The organism is Extensimonas vulgaris, from assembly GCF_003337425.1.
Taxonomy (GTDB): Bacteria; Pseudomonadota; Gammaproteobacteria; order Burkholderiales; family Burkholderiaceae_C; genus Extensimonas; species Extensimonas vulgaris.
The window spans coordinates 534,708-549,806 of the sequence record NZ_QPJU01000001.1 but is presented as its reverse complement, the minus strand read 5'-3'; the positions used below and the strand labels follow the sequence as shown (position 1 = coordinate 549,806).

General features: G+C 68.1%; 12 protein-coding genes. 3 read left to right on the top strand and 9 right to left on the bottom strand.

The genetic code is table 11. The annotated features are described in order from the left end of the window. Positions 1-8 precede the first annotated feature (8 nt). Complete coding sequence (locus DFR45_RS02510) at positions 9-1,271, top strand: FAD-dependent monooxygenase (protein WP_114482093.1); 1,263 nt, start codon at positions 9-11, stop codon at positions 1,269-1,271. A 106-nt stretch (positions 1,272-1,377) separates the two neighbouring features. Further along, on the top strand, positions 1,378-2,940 hold the full coding sequence (gene gshA / locus DFR45_RS02505) for a glutamate--cysteine ligase (protein WP_114482092.1): 1,563 nt from the start codon (positions 1,378-1,380) through the stop codon (positions 2,938-2,940). Positions 2,941-3,183: 243 nt separating this feature from the next. On the opposite strand, the gene DFR45_RS02500 is transcribed toward gshA, so the two are convergent. The 7 genes from DFR45_RS02500 to DFR45_RS02470 all read right to left on the bottom strand — a co-directional run bounded on the left by DFR45_RS02500 (position 3,184) and on the right by DFR45_RS02470 (position 9,880). After that, positions 3,184-3,411: a sulfurtransferase TusA family protein gene (locus DFR45_RS02500; protein WP_114482091.1), complete on the bottom strand. Its 228-nt coding sequence runs from the start codon at positions 3,409-3,411 to the stop codon at positions 3,184-3,186. 50 nt (positions 3,412-3,461) lie between these two features. Further along, entirely contained in the window at positions 3,462-4,004 is a 543-nt protein-coding gene (locus tag DFR45_RS02495; RefSeq protein ID WP_114482090.1) for an NUDIX hydrolase, read from the bottom strand. 115 nt (positions 4,005-4,119) lie between these two features. Continuing rightward, positions 4,120-5,007: a UTP--glucose-1-phosphate uridylyltransferase GalU gene (gene galU / locus DFR45_RS02490; RefSeq protein WP_114482089.1), complete on the bottom strand. Its 888-nt coding sequence runs from the start codon at positions 5,005-5,007 to the stop codon at positions 4,120-4,122. A 56-nt stretch (positions 5,008-5,063) separates the two neighbouring features. Further along, positions 5,064-7,958, bottom strand: coding sequence for a valine--tRNA ligase (locus DFR45_RS02485; RefSeq protein WP_114482088.1), 2,895 nt, complete (start codon positions 7,956-7,958; stop codon positions 5,064-5,066). 112 nt (positions 7,959-8,070) lie between these two features. Continuing rightward, positions 8,071-8,928 carry an alpha/beta fold hydrolase gene (locus tag DFR45_RS02480; RefSeq protein WP_114482087.1) on the bottom strand — a complete coding sequence of 286 codons (858 nt, stop codon included), beginning with the start codon at positions 8,926-8,928 and terminating at the stop codon, positions 8,071-8,073. A 5-nt stretch (positions 8,929-8,933) separates the two neighbouring features. After that, entirely contained in the window at positions 8,934-9,377 is a 444-nt protein-coding gene (gene aroQ, locus DFR45_RS02475) for a type II 3-dehydroquinate dehydratase (protein WP_114482086.1), read from the bottom strand. A gap of 155 nt (positions 9,378-9,532) precedes the next feature. Then, positions 9,533-9,880, bottom strand: a complete 348-nt coding sequence (locus DFR45_RS02470; protein WP_114482085.1) for a hypothetical protein — start codon at positions 9,878-9,880, stop codon at positions 9,533-9,535. A 206-nt stretch (positions 9,881-10,086) separates the two neighbouring features. Between DFR45_RS02470 and DFR45_RS02465 the strand changes: the two genes are divergently transcribed. After that, positions 10,087-11,916 (top strand): glutamine--tRNA ligase/YqeY domain fusion protein, encoded by a 1,830-nt coding sequence (locus tag DFR45_RS02465; protein WP_114482084.1) that lies wholly within the window; start codon positions 10,087-10,089, stop codon positions 11,914-11,916. Positions 11,917-12,205: 289 nt separating this feature from the next. On the opposite strand, the gene mgtA is transcribed toward DFR45_RS02465, so the two are convergent. Beyond that, the gene (mgtA, locus tag DFR45_RS02455; RefSeq protein ID WP_114482082.1) at positions 12,206-14,779 is read right to left on the bottom strand and encodes a magnesium-translocating P-type ATPase; all 2,574 of its coding nucleotides are present in this window, start codon (positions 14,777-14,779) and stop codon (positions 12,206-12,208) included. An 89-nt stretch (positions 14,780-14,868) separates the two neighbouring features. Then, positions 14,869-15,096 carry a DNA gyrase inhibitor YacG gene (locus DFR45_RS02450; RefSeq protein ID WP_114482081.1) on the bottom strand — a complete coding sequence of 76 codons (228 nt, stop codon included), beginning with the start codon at positions 15,094-15,096 and terminating at the stop codon, positions 14,869-14,871. Between the last annotated feature and the right edge of the window lie 3 nt (positions 15,097-15,099).

The following is a 15,099-nucleotide window of genomic DNA, read 5'->3' as shown; positions in this document are numbered from 1 at the left end:
CCAGGCGGATGCAAAAACAGCTCCTGATCGCAGGCGGCGGCATCGGCGGCCTGGCGGGCGCGCTCGCCGCGGCGCGTGCGGGCTGGCAGGTGCGCCTCTATGAGCGCGCCGCGGCCTTTAGCGAAGTCGGCGCGGGCGTGCAGCTCGGCCCCAACGTGGTGCGCATCCTGCACGGTTGGGGGCTTGCGCAGGCGCTGCAGGCCGTGGCGGCGCTGCCGCAGCGCATCCAGGTGCGCTGTGCGCTCTCGGGGCGCGAACTCGCGGTGCTGCCGCTCGGCGCCGCCATGCAGCAGCGCTACGGTGCGCCGTACGTGACCATTCACCGCGCCGATCTGCATGGCTTGTTACACGCCGCCGCGATTGCGCACCCTGACATCGCGCTGCACCTGGGTCAGCGCCTGGAGCGCTTCAGCGACGACGGTGGCGCCGTCACCGCCACCGTCACCGCGAGCGGCGCCACAACCGTCACCGGGGGCGGCAGCGCCGGCAAGCCGATCGAAGGCGACGCGCTGCTCGGCGCCGACGGCCTGTGGAGCCGCACGCGCGCGCAGCTCCTGGGCGACCTGCCGCCGCGCGTCTCGGGCCACCTCGCGTACCGCGCGCTCGTACCGCCCGAGGCGCTCGCGGATTTGCCGGGCCTTGCAGGGCGCGACTATGTCAACCAAGTCACGCTCTGGCTCGGCCCGCGCTTGCACGCGGTGCACTACCCGGTGCGCCGCAGCGAGCTGCACAACCTCGTGGTGCTCGTCGAAGGGCCGGCGCCGCAAAATCTCGAATCCTGGGATCACGCGGCGAACGCCGCCGACCTCGCCGCCGCGCTGCATGGCAGCTGCAGTGCGCTGCAGCACGTGGTGCACGGCGTGGCCGCGGCGGGTTGCGGCTGGCGCCTGTGGCCGCTGTGCGACCGCCCGCCGCTGCGCGGGCCGCACGAGATGGCGCGCGGTCTGGTCGCGCTGCTGGGCGACGCGGCCCACCCGATGCGCCCCTACCTCGCGCAAGGCGCAGGCATGGCCATCGAGGACGCGGCCGAACTCGAACGTGCGCTCGCCATGGACGCGCTGGAAGTGCCCTTGCGCCTGCGCCGCTACGCGCTCAATCGCTGGCAGCGCGCGGCCCGCGTGCAGGAGCGCGCGGTGCGCAACGGCCAGATCTTCCATGCGCGCGGGCCCGTGCGCTGGGCGCGCGACGCAGCGCTGCGCTTGCTCGGGGCGCAATTGCTCGACCAGCCCTGGCTGTACGGGGGCGGCGTGGGCGCATTGCGCGGCGCTTGAGCTTTCGAACGTTCATGCCGGCGCAGGGGCGGCGTTTCATCCCCCGTTCAGCACATTCATGGGTGCCGTGGTAAGTTCCGGGCCGAATTTCCATCCGATTTCGACAATGAGCACCTTGCAAGAAAAAATCCACGCCCTCGCGCCCCAGGCCATCGCCGGCATGCGCCGCGGCATCGAAAAAGAGGGCCTGCGCGTGCTGCCCGACGGCAGCCTCGCGCTCACGCCGCATCCGCTCGCGCTCGGCTCTGCGCTCACGCACCCGCACATCACCACCGACTACAGCGAGTCGCAGCTCGAGCTCGTCACCAGCGCGCGCGTGGGTGTGGGCGCGTGCGTGGACGAGCTCACCGAAATCCACCAATACGTCGCGCGCACGCTGCACGCGCAAGGAGAGCTGCTGTGGAACGCGAGCATGCCCTGCACGCTGCCCACCGACGAGACCATTCCGCTCGCGCGCTTTGGCGCGTCCAACGTGGGCCGCGCCAAGAGCGTTTACCGCATGGGCCTGGGGCACCGCTACGGCCGACGCATGCAGATGATTTCAGGGGTGCACTACAACTGGTCGCTGCCGGGCGTGGACAGCGCGGGCTACTTTGCGCTGATCCGCAACTTCCGCCGCCATGCGTTCGTGCTGCTGTACCTGTTCGGCGCCTCGCCTGCCTTGTGTCCCTGCTTCGTGCAAGGGCGCGTGCACAACCTGCAGCCGCTGGGGCCCAATGCGCTGTATCTGCCGCACGCGACCTCGCTGCGCATGGGGCGGCTCGGGTACCAGAGCGAGGCGCAGGCCAGCCTTGCGGTGAGCTACAACAGCCTCGAGGGCTACGCCGCCTCGCTGTACGAAGCGCTCACACGGCCCTATCCGCCCTATGAGGCCGTGGGGATACGCAATCCGGGCGGCGACTACAACCAGCTTGCCACCAGCTTGCTGCAGATCGAAAACGAGTTTTACAGCACCATCCGCCCCAAGCGCACCACGCGCAGCGGCGAGCGCCCCTTGCACGCGCTGCGCGAGCGCGGCGTCGAATACGTCGAGGTGCGCCTGATGGACATCGACCCGTTCGAGCCCGTCGGCATCAGCGCGGCGACCATGCGCGTGCTCGACGTGTTTTTGCTGCACTGCCTGCTCAGCGACAGCCCGCCCGACACGCCTGAAGAAATCACCGAGCTGCAGCGCAACCAGCAGCTGGCCGCCGAGCGCGGGCGCGAGCCCGGCCTGTGCCTGCAACGCCAGGGCCGGAGCGTGCCGCTCGTTGCCTGGGCGCAGGAAGTGCTCGACGCCTGCGTGCCGCTGGCCGCCGCGCTCGACGCCGCGCAGGGCGGCAGCGATTACAGCGATGCCTTGCAGCAGGCGTTGGCACGGGTGCACGAGCCCGAGCAGACGCCCTCGGCGCGCGTGCTCGCACGCATGGCCCAGGCGCACGGCAACAGCTACGCCGACTTCGCGCTGCACCAGTCGATGGCCGCGCGCGACGCCTTGCTCGCGCTGCCGTGGTCGGATGCGCAACAGGCGCGCTACCGCGCCATGGCGCAGGCATCGCTGGCCGAGCAAAAGGCCATCGAGGCGGCGGACACGTTGCCCTTCGAGGCCTGGCGCCAGCGCTACGTCGCGCTCGATGCGCTCGACGCGCCGGGCGACGCCCACGCAGCCACCCCGGGGCCGGGGCTTTGATCTAGTGCAGTGTTCGACGCTATCTGCGACATAAAACCGCGTCTTTTCGGCCTGGGCCGCGTTGCAAATCCTCGCGATACCACCCGGTATCGCTGCGGTTTGCGCCTTGCCCAGACCAAAAATCCATCGGTTTTATTGGTCGCATCCAGCATCAAACACTGCACTAGAAAATATGAATGAAAACCGGCGCTAGCGCCCGTCTATCAAGCGCTAGTAGCTCTTTATTTGGAAGCGGCGCGGCGCTCAGCGCCGGCGCAGCACGTGGATGTATTCCTCGCCCACGGTCTGCTGCTCGACGAGTTCGTTGCCGGTCTGCTTGGCAAAGGCCTGGAAGTCGCGCAGCGAACCCGGGTCGGTGGCCACGACCTTGAGCAATTGGCCGCTGGCCATGTCGGCCAGGGCTTTTTTGGCCTTCAGGATGGGCAGCGGGCAGTGGAGGCCGCGGGTGTCGATTTCTTTGTCGATGTGCATGGCGTGTTCCGGGTGGTGCGGTGCGGGGGCGCTCAGCCTCTCATACCTTCTCAGGCGGAGCGGCGCGTGGCGAAATCGACGAATTCTGGCTCGTGGCCGCGCGCACGCAGCCAGTCGGCGAGCGCAAAGCCCGTGCCCGCGCGCCAGCAGCGCACCTCTTCAGGCGCTTCGAGGCGGTATTCGACGAGTTCGGGCGAGAGCCGCACCTCGCCCTGCGCGACGGCGTGGTAGGCGATGATGACCTGGTTCATGCGCTGGAAGTCGTAGGCGCCTATGAGCGAGAGCGCGCTCACGTCGAGGTTGGTTTCTTCCTTGACCTCGCGCACCAGCCCTTCCTGCGGCGTCTCGCCTGCTTCCATGAAGCCCGTGATGAGCCCGAAAGCCTGCTTGTTGGGCCAGGCCGCGTTGCGCGCGAGCAGCACGCGCCCTTCGAGCTCGATCACTGCGGCGAGCACGGGTGTGGGGTTGTTCCAGTGCGTCCAGCCGCAGGCCGGGCAGCGCAGGCGTTCTTTGTGGTTGCCGTCGTCTTCGGCGGCAGCCAGGAGCATCAGCGGCGTGCCGCAGTGGGTGCAGTAGCGGGTTTCGTAGCGCATGGAGGGTTCACCTTCGAAGTCGCAATGAGAGCGGAAACGGGGAGCGGAAAACGGTCCGGGAGGCAAAAGCGATTCTCGCGCATCCCGCGCCCGCGGTGCACGCTGGCGCGCGGGTTCAGAGCGCCAGGCCGCGCAGGTACTCGCGGAACGATGCGCCCACCTGCGGATGCTGCAAGGCCAGCTCCACGGTCGCCTCCAAAAACCCTTCTTTGCTACCACAATCGTAGCGCTTGCCGCTGTACTGGTAAGCGTAAACGGCCTCTTTTTCGAGGAGTCTGGCGATGCCGTCGGTGAGCTGGATCTCGCCGCCCACGCCGCGCGGCTGCTGGCGGATCTCCTCGAATACGCCGGGCGTGAGGATGTAACGGCCCGCCACGCCCATGCGCGAGGGCGCGTCGGCGGCCTTGGGTTTTTCGACGATGCGCTGGATGCGGATCAGCGGGCCGCCGGCGCTCTCGCCCGCAACGATGCCGTAGCGGTGCACCTGGTCGGCGGGCACCTCCTGCACGGCGATGACCGAGCGGCCCTGCTGGCGGAACGCGCTCACCATCTGCGCGAGCACGGGCGCACCGCCCGGCGGGCCGACCATGAGGTCGTCGGCGAGCAGCACGGCAAAGGGCTCCTGGCCCACGAGCGGCTCGGCGCACAGCACCGCGTGGCCCAGGCCCAGCGAGCGCGGCTGGCGCACGAAGGCGCAGTCCATGTCGCTGGGCTGCACCGAGCGCACGAGCGCGAGCAGCTCGTCCTTGCCCGCGGCTTCGAGCTCGGCTTCGAGCTCGTAGGCGGTGTCGAAGTGGTCCTCGATCGCGCGCTTGCTGCGCCCGGTGACGAAGATCATGTGCCGTATGCCCGCGGCGTAGGCTTCCTCGACGGCGTACTGGATCAGTGGCTTGTCCACGATGGGCAGCATTTCTTTGGGCGACGCCTTGGTCGCGGGCAGAAAGCGCGTGCCCAGGCCGGCGACGGGGAACACGGCTTTTTGGACGCGGGAGCTGTGGGGCATGGTGGGCCTTTGACGAAGTGCTACGAATTCGGGTGTCGAGAAGCGGTTGGGCGGAGTCAGCCGAGCCTTGCGAGCTGGTCGCGCAGGCGCGCGAGCGTGGCGCCGAAGTCGGCCACGCGCTTTTGCTCCTGCTCGATCACTGCGGGCGGGGCCTTGGCGACGAAGGCCGCGTTGCCCAGTTTGCCCTGAGCCTTGGCGATCTCGGCTTCGAGGCGCGCCACTTCCTTGCCCAGGCGGGCTTTTTCGGCGGCCACGTCGATTTCCATGTGCAGGCACAGGCGCGTCTCGCCGACCACGGCCACAGGCGCGGCCTGCGCAGCCTGTGCCCAGGCGGCCTCGTCGTCGAACACCTGCACCTCGCTGAGCTTGGCCAGCGCCTGCAAGAGCGGCGCCACGCCGCGCACGAAGTCCGCGTGGCCCACGGCGTACAGCGGCAGGCGCTGCGCGGGCGAGACGTTCATCTCGCCGCGCAGCGTGCGGCAGGCATCGACCAGCGCCTTGAGCTGCTCCACATACGCCTCGGCCGCGGTGTCGATGCGCTCGGGCTGCGCCTGCGGGTATTCGGCGATGCTCACCGAAGGGCCCGCGCGGCCCGCGACGGGCGCGACGGCCTGCCACAGCGCCTCGGTGATGAACGGAATCAAGGGATGCGCGAGGCGCAGCACGGTCTCCAGCGTGCGGATCAGCGTGCGCCGCGTGGCGCGCTGCTGCGCCGCGTTGCCGCGCTGGATCTGCACCTTGGCGATCTCGAGGTACCAGTCGCAGAACTCGTTCCAGACGAAGTCGTAAATCGCATGCGCGACGTGGTCCAGGCGGTATTCGGCAAAGCCCTGCGCGACCTCGGCCTCGGCGCGCTGCAGGCGCGAGACGATCCAGCGGTCGGGCTGGCTGAAGTCCAGATAACCGCCCTTGCAGCCCGACGCGGCGTGGGCGTCGAGCCCGCAGTCCTGCCCCTCGCAGTGCATGAGCACGAAGCGGCTCGCGTTCCAGAGCTTGTTGCAGAAATTGCGGTAGCCTTCGCAGCGCTTGCTGTCGAAGTTGATGCTGCGCCCCAGGCTCGCGAGCGCCGCGAAGGTGAAGCGCAGCGCGTCGGCGCCGTAGGCGGGGATGCCTTGCGGGAATTCCTTGATCGTCGCCTCGCGCACCTTGGGCGCGGTCTCGGGGCGGCGCAGGCCCGTGGTGCGCTTGGCGATCAGCGGCTCGAGTGCGATGCCGTCGATCAAGTCCACCGGATCGAGCACGTTGCCTTCGCTCTTGCTCATCTTCTTGCCGTGCGCGTCGAGCACCAGGCCGTGGATATACACATCACGAAACGGCACGCGCCCCGTGAAGTGGGTGGTCATCATGATCATGCGCGCCACCCAGAAGAAGATGATGTCGTAGCCCGTGACGAGCACGCTGCTGGGCAGGTAGAGGTTGTAGTCGTCGGTGGGCGCGTCGCTCTGGTGCGGCCAGCCCATGGTGCTGAAGGGCACGAGCGCCGACGAATACCAGGTGTCGAGCACGTCGGGGTCGCGCCGCAGCGCCCCGGAATAACCGGCTTTTTGCGCTTTGGCGGCCGCCTCGTCTGCGCTGCGTGCTACGAAAACCGTACCATCTTCGGCATACCAGGCCGGAATCTGGTGCCCCCACCAGAGTTGGCGGCTGATGCACCAGTCCTGGATGTTGTGCATCCACTGGTGGTAGGTGTTGACCCATTGCTCGGGCACGAAGCGCACCGCGCCCGACTCCACCGCGTCGCGCGCCTTCTGCGCGATGCTTTTGCCCGTCGGATCCTGGTCGCTGACTTTTTCCAGGGCCACGAACCACTGGTCGGTCAGCATGGGCTCGACCACCTCGCCGGTGCGGGTGCAGATCGGCACCATGAGTTTGTGTTTTTTGGTCTCGACCAGGGCGCCCGCGACCTGCAGGTCTTCGACGATGCGCTTGCGCGCCACGAAGCGGTCCAGGCCGCGGTATTTTTCGGGCGCGTTGTCGTTGATCGTGGCCTGCAGCGTGAGCACGCACAAAAGCGGCAGGCCGTGGCGCTGGCCCACGGCGTAGTCGTTGGCGTCGTGCGCGGGCGTGACCTTGACCACGCCGGTGCCGAATTCCTTGTCCACGTAGCTGTCGGCAATCACCGGAATCTCGCGCCCCACGAGCGGCAGGATCACGCTCTTGCCGATCAGATGGCGGTAGCGCTCGTCCTCGGGGTGCACCATCACGGCCACGTCGCCGAGCATGGTTTCGGGGCGCGTCGTGGCCACCGTGAGGCTGCCGCTGCCGTCGGCGAGCGGGTAGGCGATGTGCCAGAGGAAACCGTCGCGCTCCTCGTTTTCGACTTCGAGGTCGGAGACGGCCGATTGCAGCTTCGGGTCCCAGTTGACGAGCCGTTTGCCACGGTAGATCAGGCCCTGCTCGTACAGGCGTACGAAGGTTTCGGTGACCACCTGCGACAGGCGCGCGTCCATGGTGAAGTATTCGCGGCTCCAGTCCACGCTGTCGCCCAGGCGGCGCATCTGCTGCGTGATGATGTTGCCGCTGCGCTCCTTCCACTCCCACACCTTGGCGACGAAGTTGCGGCGCGCCTCCTCGGGCGTGGCGCCCAGGTCGTGGCGCGAGAGGCCCTGCTCCTGCAGCTGGCGCTCGACCACGATCTGCGTGGCGATGCCCGCATGGTCGGTGCCCGGCACCCACACCGTGTTGTAGCCACGCATGCGGTGGTAGCGCGTGAGGCTGTCCATGATGGTCTGGTTGAACGCGTGCCCCATGTGTAGCGTGCCCGTGACGTTGGGCGGCGGCAGCTGGATGCAAAACGGCGGCGCGCCTTCCTTCGGGCGGCCCGTGCCGCGGTAGCCTGCAAGGCCGTAGCCGCGGCGCTCCCACTCGGGGCCCCAGAAGGCTTCGAGCGGGGCAGGGTCGAAGGATTTGGACAGGTTGGCCAGGCCGGGCTGTTGGGGGATGTCGCTCATCGGTCGCACGTGAAAACGGCACCCCATGCGGATGCCGTCGGGTTGAAAGGCAGGAAAGACGAAGATTCTAGCGAGCGCTTACGCGGCCATATTCGCGCCCATATTCGTCCGATCAGGCCAATGCCGCGAGCAGCGCCGCATTGAATGCCTGCGGCCGCTCGAACTGCACCCAGTGGCCCGCGTCCGGGATCAGCGTCAGGCCGCGGAAGTCGGGTGCGGCCGCGGCATAGGCGTCTTCGAGCTGGTGGATCCAGTCTTTGTAGAGCGCGTCATACTGGCCGTAGATGGCATACACGGGGCAGGGCACGCGCGGCAGCGAGCGCGCGAGGATGTCGGTGTGCGACAGCCGCCGGTGCGGCGCGCGGTCGCGTACCACGTTGGCCACATGCAGCCGCAGCGCGAAGTCGTCGATGCGCGCCTTGTCCCAAAGCATCAGCGCGCCGAGGTTGTAGCAGTGGATGTCCAACTGCTCCTGCAGCGTGGGCAGATGGCGCCAGGCCTTGAGCTCGAACTGGCGCTTGGGCACCACGCCCATCGCGGGCGCGCCCACGAGCACCAGGCGCCGCGCGAGCTGCGGGTGCGCGGCCAGCAGCAGGCCCGCGGTGAGCCCGCCGAACGAAAAGCTGACCAGATCGCAGGGCTGGCCGCCCAGCAATTGCGCGAGCCCTGCGCGCAGCGGCTCGACCGCGCCGTCGGCGTCACCGCCGAAGGGCGAACTCGCCGAGTCGCCAAAGCCCGGCAGATCGGGCACCCAGACCTGGTGCCCTGCATCCACCAGCACGTCGATGTTGCGCAGCCAGTGCGTCCAGCTGCCAGCACCGCCGTGGAACAGCACGAGCGGCGCCGCGCCGGGCCGCGCCTGGCCCCACACATGCCAGACCAGCGCGCCCGCGCCGCAGGGCGTGGTGTGGCGCGTAGCCTGGGCTTCGAGCGCGCGCGCCGCTTCGGGAAGGGAAAAATCCTGCTCCATAAAAATCACCAGCTTGCAATGCCGTCTATGGCCAGCGCGTAGCCTTGCACGCCGAAGCCGCACAGCTGCGCCCTGGCCGCGGCGGCGATGTAGGAGTGGTGGCGGAAAGACTCGCGCGCGTGCACGTTGCTGATGTGCAGCTCGACGAGCGGCACGCCCGTGCCCTTGATGGCGTCGAGCAGCGCGATGCTGGTGTGTGTGTAGGCGCCGGCATTGAGCACCACGCCCGCGAGCGTGCCCGCGGCGTGCAGGCGCCCGGCCTCGTGCAGCCAGTCCACGAGCGCGCCTTCGTGGTTGCTTTGGTGAAAGCGCAGCGCAAAACCGTGGCGCGCGCAGGCCGCGGCGCACAGCCGTTCGACATCGGCCAGGGTCTGCGCGCCGTAGATGGCGGGCTCGCGCGTGCCCAGCAGGTTCAGGTTGGGCCCATTGAGGACGAAAACGGTTTTCACAGGGAATCGACTCCAGACGCTGCCGCCGCAGCCTGCGGCGGCAAGGAAGGTGGGGAGCCGATTATGCGGCGCGCGCAACAGCCGCAGGGCCGCGCACGATCGAGCTGCTACGGTAGCCGGAAGAAACTAGTGCCAATGGCGATCGACAGCGGAAGTCAGCGTCGATGGCCTTCCCACCCGTGCTCATGATGGTGATGTCCGCCACGATACCAACCGCGCGGCGCCACCATCACGGGTGGGGCGTAATAGACGGGGCGCGGTGCATAAACGACGGGTGGCGGGGCGTAATAGACCGGCGCCGGCGCCACGGCGACGACGGGGGCCACCGGCGCCACCACGGCTGGATAAGCGTTGCTCACACCCACGGCTACGCCCGGGGATGCCACGCCGACCGACCAATACACCGAGTCACGTGCCTGTGCGGCACCGGCGCCCAGTAGCAAGGCTGCACCCAGGCCCAGTGCAGCAACTGCAGAGCGGGAAGAAAAACGTGCTTTTTTCATGGGAACCTCCTTCAAGGTCACTCTGACCTTATTGCCCGGTGCACTGCAAAGGCGACCGGGCCTACGAATACAACGCAGCAAGTGCGCCATAGGATGTCACACGCTTGCGTGAAGCTTGTTTCTGCAGGTAAACACGAGAGGCCGGGGCGCCAAGTGCGGCGTACGTTGCGGTGGCGTGCCGTGGGGCGCCACCTACAATCGCTGCCATGAGTTCGCCCCATTCCCCCGCCAATGTCCAGGGCAGCGACAACGGTGCTGCCACGCCGCGCCCACAGCCCAGCAATTTTTTGCGTCAGATCATCGAGCACGACCTCGCGCAGGGCAAGTTCGCGCAGGCGCGCTGGGGCGGCAGCCCGGGTGATGCAGCGCACCATGCGGCAGGGCCGCTCGATCCGGCGCGCATCCGCACGCGCTTTCCGCCCGAGCCCAACGGCTATTTGCACATCGGCCACGCCAAGAGCATCTGCCTGAATTTCGGTCTGGCGCGCGACTATGGTGGCGTGTGCCATCTGCGCTTCGACGACACCAACCCCGAAAAAGAAGACCAGGAGTACGTGGACGGCATCATCGACGCCGTGCGCTGGCTGGGCTTCGACTGGCACGCCTTCGGCACCGAGCACCTTTATTACGCGAGCAGCTATTTCGACTTCATGTACCGGGCGGCCGAGTACCTGATCGAACAAGGCCTGGCCTACGTCGATGAGCAAACGCCCGAAGAAATGCGCGCGCGCCGCGGCGACTTTGCCACGCCGGGGGTGGACAGCCCCTACCGCACGCGCAGCGTGGCCGAGAACCTCGCGCGCTTTCGCCAGATGAAGGCGGGCGAGCTGCCCGACGGCGCCGCAGTGCTGCGCGCCAAGATCGACATGGCCTCGCCCAACATCAACCTGCGCGATCCGGTGCTCTACCGCATCAAGCACGCCGCGCACCACGCCACCGGCACGCGCTGGTGCATCTACCCGATGTACACCTTCGCGCACCCGATCGAGGACGCGCTCGAGCGCATCACGCACAGCATTTGCACGCTCGAATTCGAAGACCAGCGCCCGTTCTACGACTGGCTGCTGGACCACCTCGTCGCGGGCGGGCTGATCGCCACGCCGCAGCCGCGCCAGTACGAATTCGCGCGCCTGAACCTGACCTATGTGGTCACGAGCAAGCGCAAGCTCAAACACTTGGTCGATGCCGGCATCGTGCAGGGCTGGGACGACCCGCGCATGCCCACCATCGTGGGCCTGCGCCGCCGCGGCTACACGCCCGAGGCGATCCAGCTGTTTTGCGAGCGCATCGGCGTCACCAAAGATTACAGTTGGATCGAATACAGCGCCCTCGAAGGCGCGCTGCGCGACGAGCTCGAGCACAAGGCGCCGCGCGCGATGGCCGTGCTCGAGCCGCTCAAGCTCGTGCTCACGAATTGGGACGATCTTTTCGGCGCGGGCCACCTCGAGCCCTGCGAGCTGCCGGCCCTGCCACATGCGCCGCAAGACCAGCCCACGCCGCCGCCGCGCCGCTTCACGCTGGGCAAAGAGGTCTGGATAGAGCGCGACGACTTCGCCGAAGTGCCGCCCAAGGGCTACAAGCGCCTGTTCCCGGGCAACCGCGTGCGCCTCAAGGGCGGCTTCGTGATCGAATGCACGGGCTGCGTGAAGGACGCGAGCGGCCAGGTCACCGAGGTGCACGCCAGCGTGCTGCCGGACACCAAGAGCGGCACGCCGGGCGCGGACAGCGTCAAGGTCAAGGCGGCCATCACTTGGGTGGGCGCAGCCGACGGCATCAGCGCCGAAGTGCGCCTGTACGACCGCCTGTTCACCGACGCGCAGCCCGACGCGGGCGGCAAAGACTTTTTGCAACTGCTCAACCCGCAGAGCCTGCGCGTGGTGCAGGCCATCGTCGAGCCCTCGCTCGCCACGACACGCCCTGACGACAAGTTCCAGTTCGAGCGCCACGGTTACTTCGTCGCCGACCGCGTCGAGCACACGCCGCAGCGCCCCGTGTTCAACCTGGCGGTGGGCCTCAAGGACAGCTGGGGCAAGTGAGCCTGGCAAAAGGACTTTCCATGGGCAAAGATCAACCCGCGACACCCCCAGCCAACGCGCCAGCGACGGGTGATAAAAGAACAGCCGTGGACAGACGCCAGGTGGAACAAGGCCCACCCACGCGCCACGAGCGGCGGCGCAGCATCGAAAGGCGCCAGCCCGAGGTCGAGGAGTTGCACCTGTCCCCAGAGGCGTTGGAAGCGCTGGGTTTCACGCCCCCAAAGTCTGCAGGCGAAGATAAGAAACGATAGCTATAAGCGCTTGATATACCTTGGGAAAAGCGCTTTTTTTATCCAAATTTCCCGGTCAAGGCAAAGCCCTTGAGCCATTGCGCGCACAGCAGATAGACAAGCACCAGCAGCGCCATTCCGCCGAGCATGTCCCAGCCCGGCTGCACGAAGCCGAACCAGCCGGCGAGCGGCGTGAAGGGCAGCACCAGGGCCACGGCCAGCGCTACCAACGACGAGGCCGTGAGCGCGGGGTGCGGCCTGTCCTGCCAGGGCAGGGCGCGCGTGCGGATGATGAAAATCACCAGAATCTGCGTGGCCATGGATTCCATGAACCAGAGCGTGTGAAAGGCCTCGGGCGTCGCGCGGTACAGCCACAGCAGGCCCGCGAACGTCGCCAGGTCGAACAGTGACGACAGCGGCCCCATGATGCCCGCGAAGCGCAGCAGGCCGTGCATGTCCCACACCTGCGGGCGCGCCAGGGCTTCGGGGCGCACGGTGTCGAAAGGGATGCCGATCTCGGAAAAGTCGTACAGCAGGTTGTTGAGCAGCACCTGCGTGGGCAACATGGGCAAAAAGGGCAGCAGCAGCGAAGCCGCGGCCATGGACAGCATGTTGCCGAAATTGGAACTCGCCCCCATGCGCACGTACTTGAGGATGTTGACGAAGGTGCGCCGACCTTCCTCGACGCCGTCGGCCACGACTTCGAGGTCTGAGGCCAGCAGGATCATGTCCGCTGCGGCCTGCGCCACGCCGCTCGCGCCCTCCACCGACAGGCCGACGTCGGCCACCTTGAGCGCGGGTGCGTCGTTGATGCCGTCGCCCAGAAAGCCCGTGACCGTGCCGCGGGCCTGCAGCGCATGCACGATGCGCGCCTTCTGGTCGGGCGTGAGGCGGCCATAGACGTCCACCGCCTGCACCTGCACCGCGAGCGCCTCGTTGCCAAGCTGCGCGATGTCGGCGCCTGTGAGCACCTGCTCTGCGCGCAACCCCATCTGCTGCGCGAGCCGCTGCACCACGACGGGGTCGTCGCCCGAAAGAATCTTGAGCCGCACCCCGGCCGCGGCAAGCCGCGCGATCGCTGCGGGCGCGCTCGGCTTGGGCGGATCGGCAAAGGCGCACAAGCCCTCGAAGACCAGCCCCGACTCCTCGAGTTCCTGCGGCGCCGCGTCCTGCGGCGCCCAGCGCCGCGAGGCCACGGCGAGCACGCGCAGACCCTGCTGCGCGAGCTGGCGCAGGCGCGCGGCGTCCTGCGCGCGCTCGGCATCGCCCTGCGGCAGCAGCTGGTCGCCCACGCGCCGCTGCGTGCACAGCGGCAAAACGGCCTCCGGGGCGCCTTTGACGATCAGTAGGCGCTCTGTTTGTGATAGCGTCTCATGCTCGTCTCCATTCGCATTGGACGCGGTGGAGTGTTCAGCCAGCACGCTCCCCAAGCGCCGGTTGAAGTCGAACGCCTGGCGGCGCAGCAGCGTCCAGCCCTGCGCTGCCTCAGGGTGCGCGGCCTGCAGCGCCGTGTCGAGCGCGCCGCGGTCGCCGCCCAGATCGGCCGCGATGGCAGCGAGCTGGGCGGCACGCGGGTCGGGGCTGCCGTCTGCGTCCAGGCTGCGGTCGAGCGCGATCTCGGCGCGCGTCAGCGTGCCGGTCTTGTCGGTGCACAGCACCGTCATCGCGCCCAGGTCGTGGATGCTCGCCAGGCGCTTGACGATCACCTTGCGCGCCGCCATGCGCAGCGCCCCGCGTCCGAGCGTCACGGTGGTGATCATGGGCAGCAATTCGGGCGTGAGCCCCACGGCCAGCGCCACGGCGAACAGCAGCGATTCGAGCACCGGCCGGCCGAACAGCATGTGCGCCGTGAGCACCAGCAGCACGAGCGCGAGCGTCAGGCGTGCCGTCATGAGGCCGAAGGCGTGCATGTCGCGCTCGAACGGTGAGGGCTGCTGCGCCTCGCCGAGCACCAGCGCGGCGGCGCCGAATACCGTATTGCGCCCCGTGCCCACGACCAGCGCCAGCGCCTCGCCCGTCTGCGCCACGGCGCCGCGAAACAGCGCGTTGCGCGCTTCGGCCGGGCTGGCGGCATCGACCACGCCGGGGTGCTTTTCGACGGGGTAGGGCTCGCCCGTGAGGGCGGCCTCGCCCGCGGTGAAGGCATCAGCTTGCAGCACCAGCGCGTCGGCGGGGATGATGTCGCCCGCGCGCACGCGGATCACGTCGCCGGGCACGATGTCCTGCACTGGCACCTGGCGAAAAGCACCGTCGCGCAGCACCTCGGCGCGCAGCGCCACGGACTGGCGCAGCATCTCGGCGGCGCGCGTGGCGCGGCCTTCCTGCAGCGTGTCCAGGCCGATCGAGAGGCCCAGAATGGTCACGATGATGCCGCCGCCCACGTTGTCGCCCGTGACAGCGGAAACGGCACCCGCGCCCAGCAGGATCAGCGACAGCGGCTCCAAAAGGCGCCGCCCTATGGCGCGCAGCAGGCCACGGCTGGGCGGCGGCGCATCGCTGTTGGGGCCGTAGCGTGCGAGCCGGTTTTGCACCTCACTTGCGCTGAGCCCTGCAGCACCGCACTGCAACTGGGCATAGAGCGCCTCGGGCGTTTGTTGCCAAAAAGGCAAAGTGTGCACGGGCGCGGGGCTCATGGGTCAGACAGGGGGACGGGTCAGAGGTCTGACAATGCTACTCAAATAAGAGCTGTTCGCGCTTGATATATAAGCACTTGCAGCCATTTTCATGCTTTATCGAGGCGCGGGTCGCCATGCGGCGCGTCGTCGGGCGGTGCCTCGGTGGGGACGCGAAAGGACTCGCTGGCCCAGGCGCCCAGGTCGATCTGTTTGCAGCGCTCGCTGCAAAATGGCCGGTAGGGGTTGCTTGGGCCGTAGATGCTGTCGCCGCCACAAGTCGGGCAAGTCACATGCCGCTCGGGCGCGGGTGTTGGTGGGGCGGGGGTGCGCGGCATGGC

Bases quoted from the DNA above. Each gene is read 5' to 3' on its own strand.
- DFR45_RS02510 (WP_114482093.1), top strand. From the start codon at position 9: ATGCAAAAACAGCTCCTGATCGCAGGCGGCGGCATCGGCGGCCTGGCG.
- gshA (WP_114482092.1), top strand. From the start codon at position 1,378: ATGAGCACCTTGCAAGAAAAAATCCACGCCCTCGCGCCCCAGGCCATC.
- DFR45_RS02500 (WP_114482091.1), bottom strand. From the start codon at position 3,411: ATGCACATCGACAAAGAAATCGACACCCGCGGCCTCCACTGCCCGCTG.
- DFR45_RS02495 (WP_114482090.1), bottom strand. From the start codon at position 4,004: ATGCGCTACGAAACCCGCTACTGCACCCACTGCGGCACGCCGCTGATG.
- galU (WP_114482089.1), bottom strand. From the start codon at position 5,007: ATGCCCCACAGCTCCCGCGTCCAAAAAGCCGTGTTCCCCGTCGCCGGC.
- DFR45_RS02485 (WP_114482088.1), bottom strand. From the start codon at position 7,958: ATGAGCGACATCCCCCAACAGCCCGGCCTGGCCAACCTGTCCAAATCC.
- DFR45_RS02480 (WP_114482087.1), bottom strand. From the start codon at position 8,928: ATGGAGCAGGATTTTTCCCTTCCCGAAGCGGCGCGCGCGCTCGAAGCC.
- DFR45_RS02470 (WP_114482085.1), bottom strand. From the start codon at position 9,880: ATGAAAAAAGCACGTTTTTCTTCCCGCTCTGCAGTTGCTGCACTGGGC.
- DFR45_RS02465 (WP_114482084.1), top strand. From the start codon at position 10,087: ATGAGTTCGCCCCATTCCCCCGCCAATGTCCAGGGCAGCGACAACGGT.
- mgtA (WP_114482082.1), bottom strand. From the start codon at position 14,779: ATGAGCCCCGCGCCCGTGCACACTTTGCCTTTTTGGCAACAAACGCCC.
- DFR45_RS02450 (WP_114482081.1), bottom strand. From the start codon at position 15,096: ATGCCGCGCACCCCCGCCCCACCAACACCCGCGCCCGAGCGGCATGTG.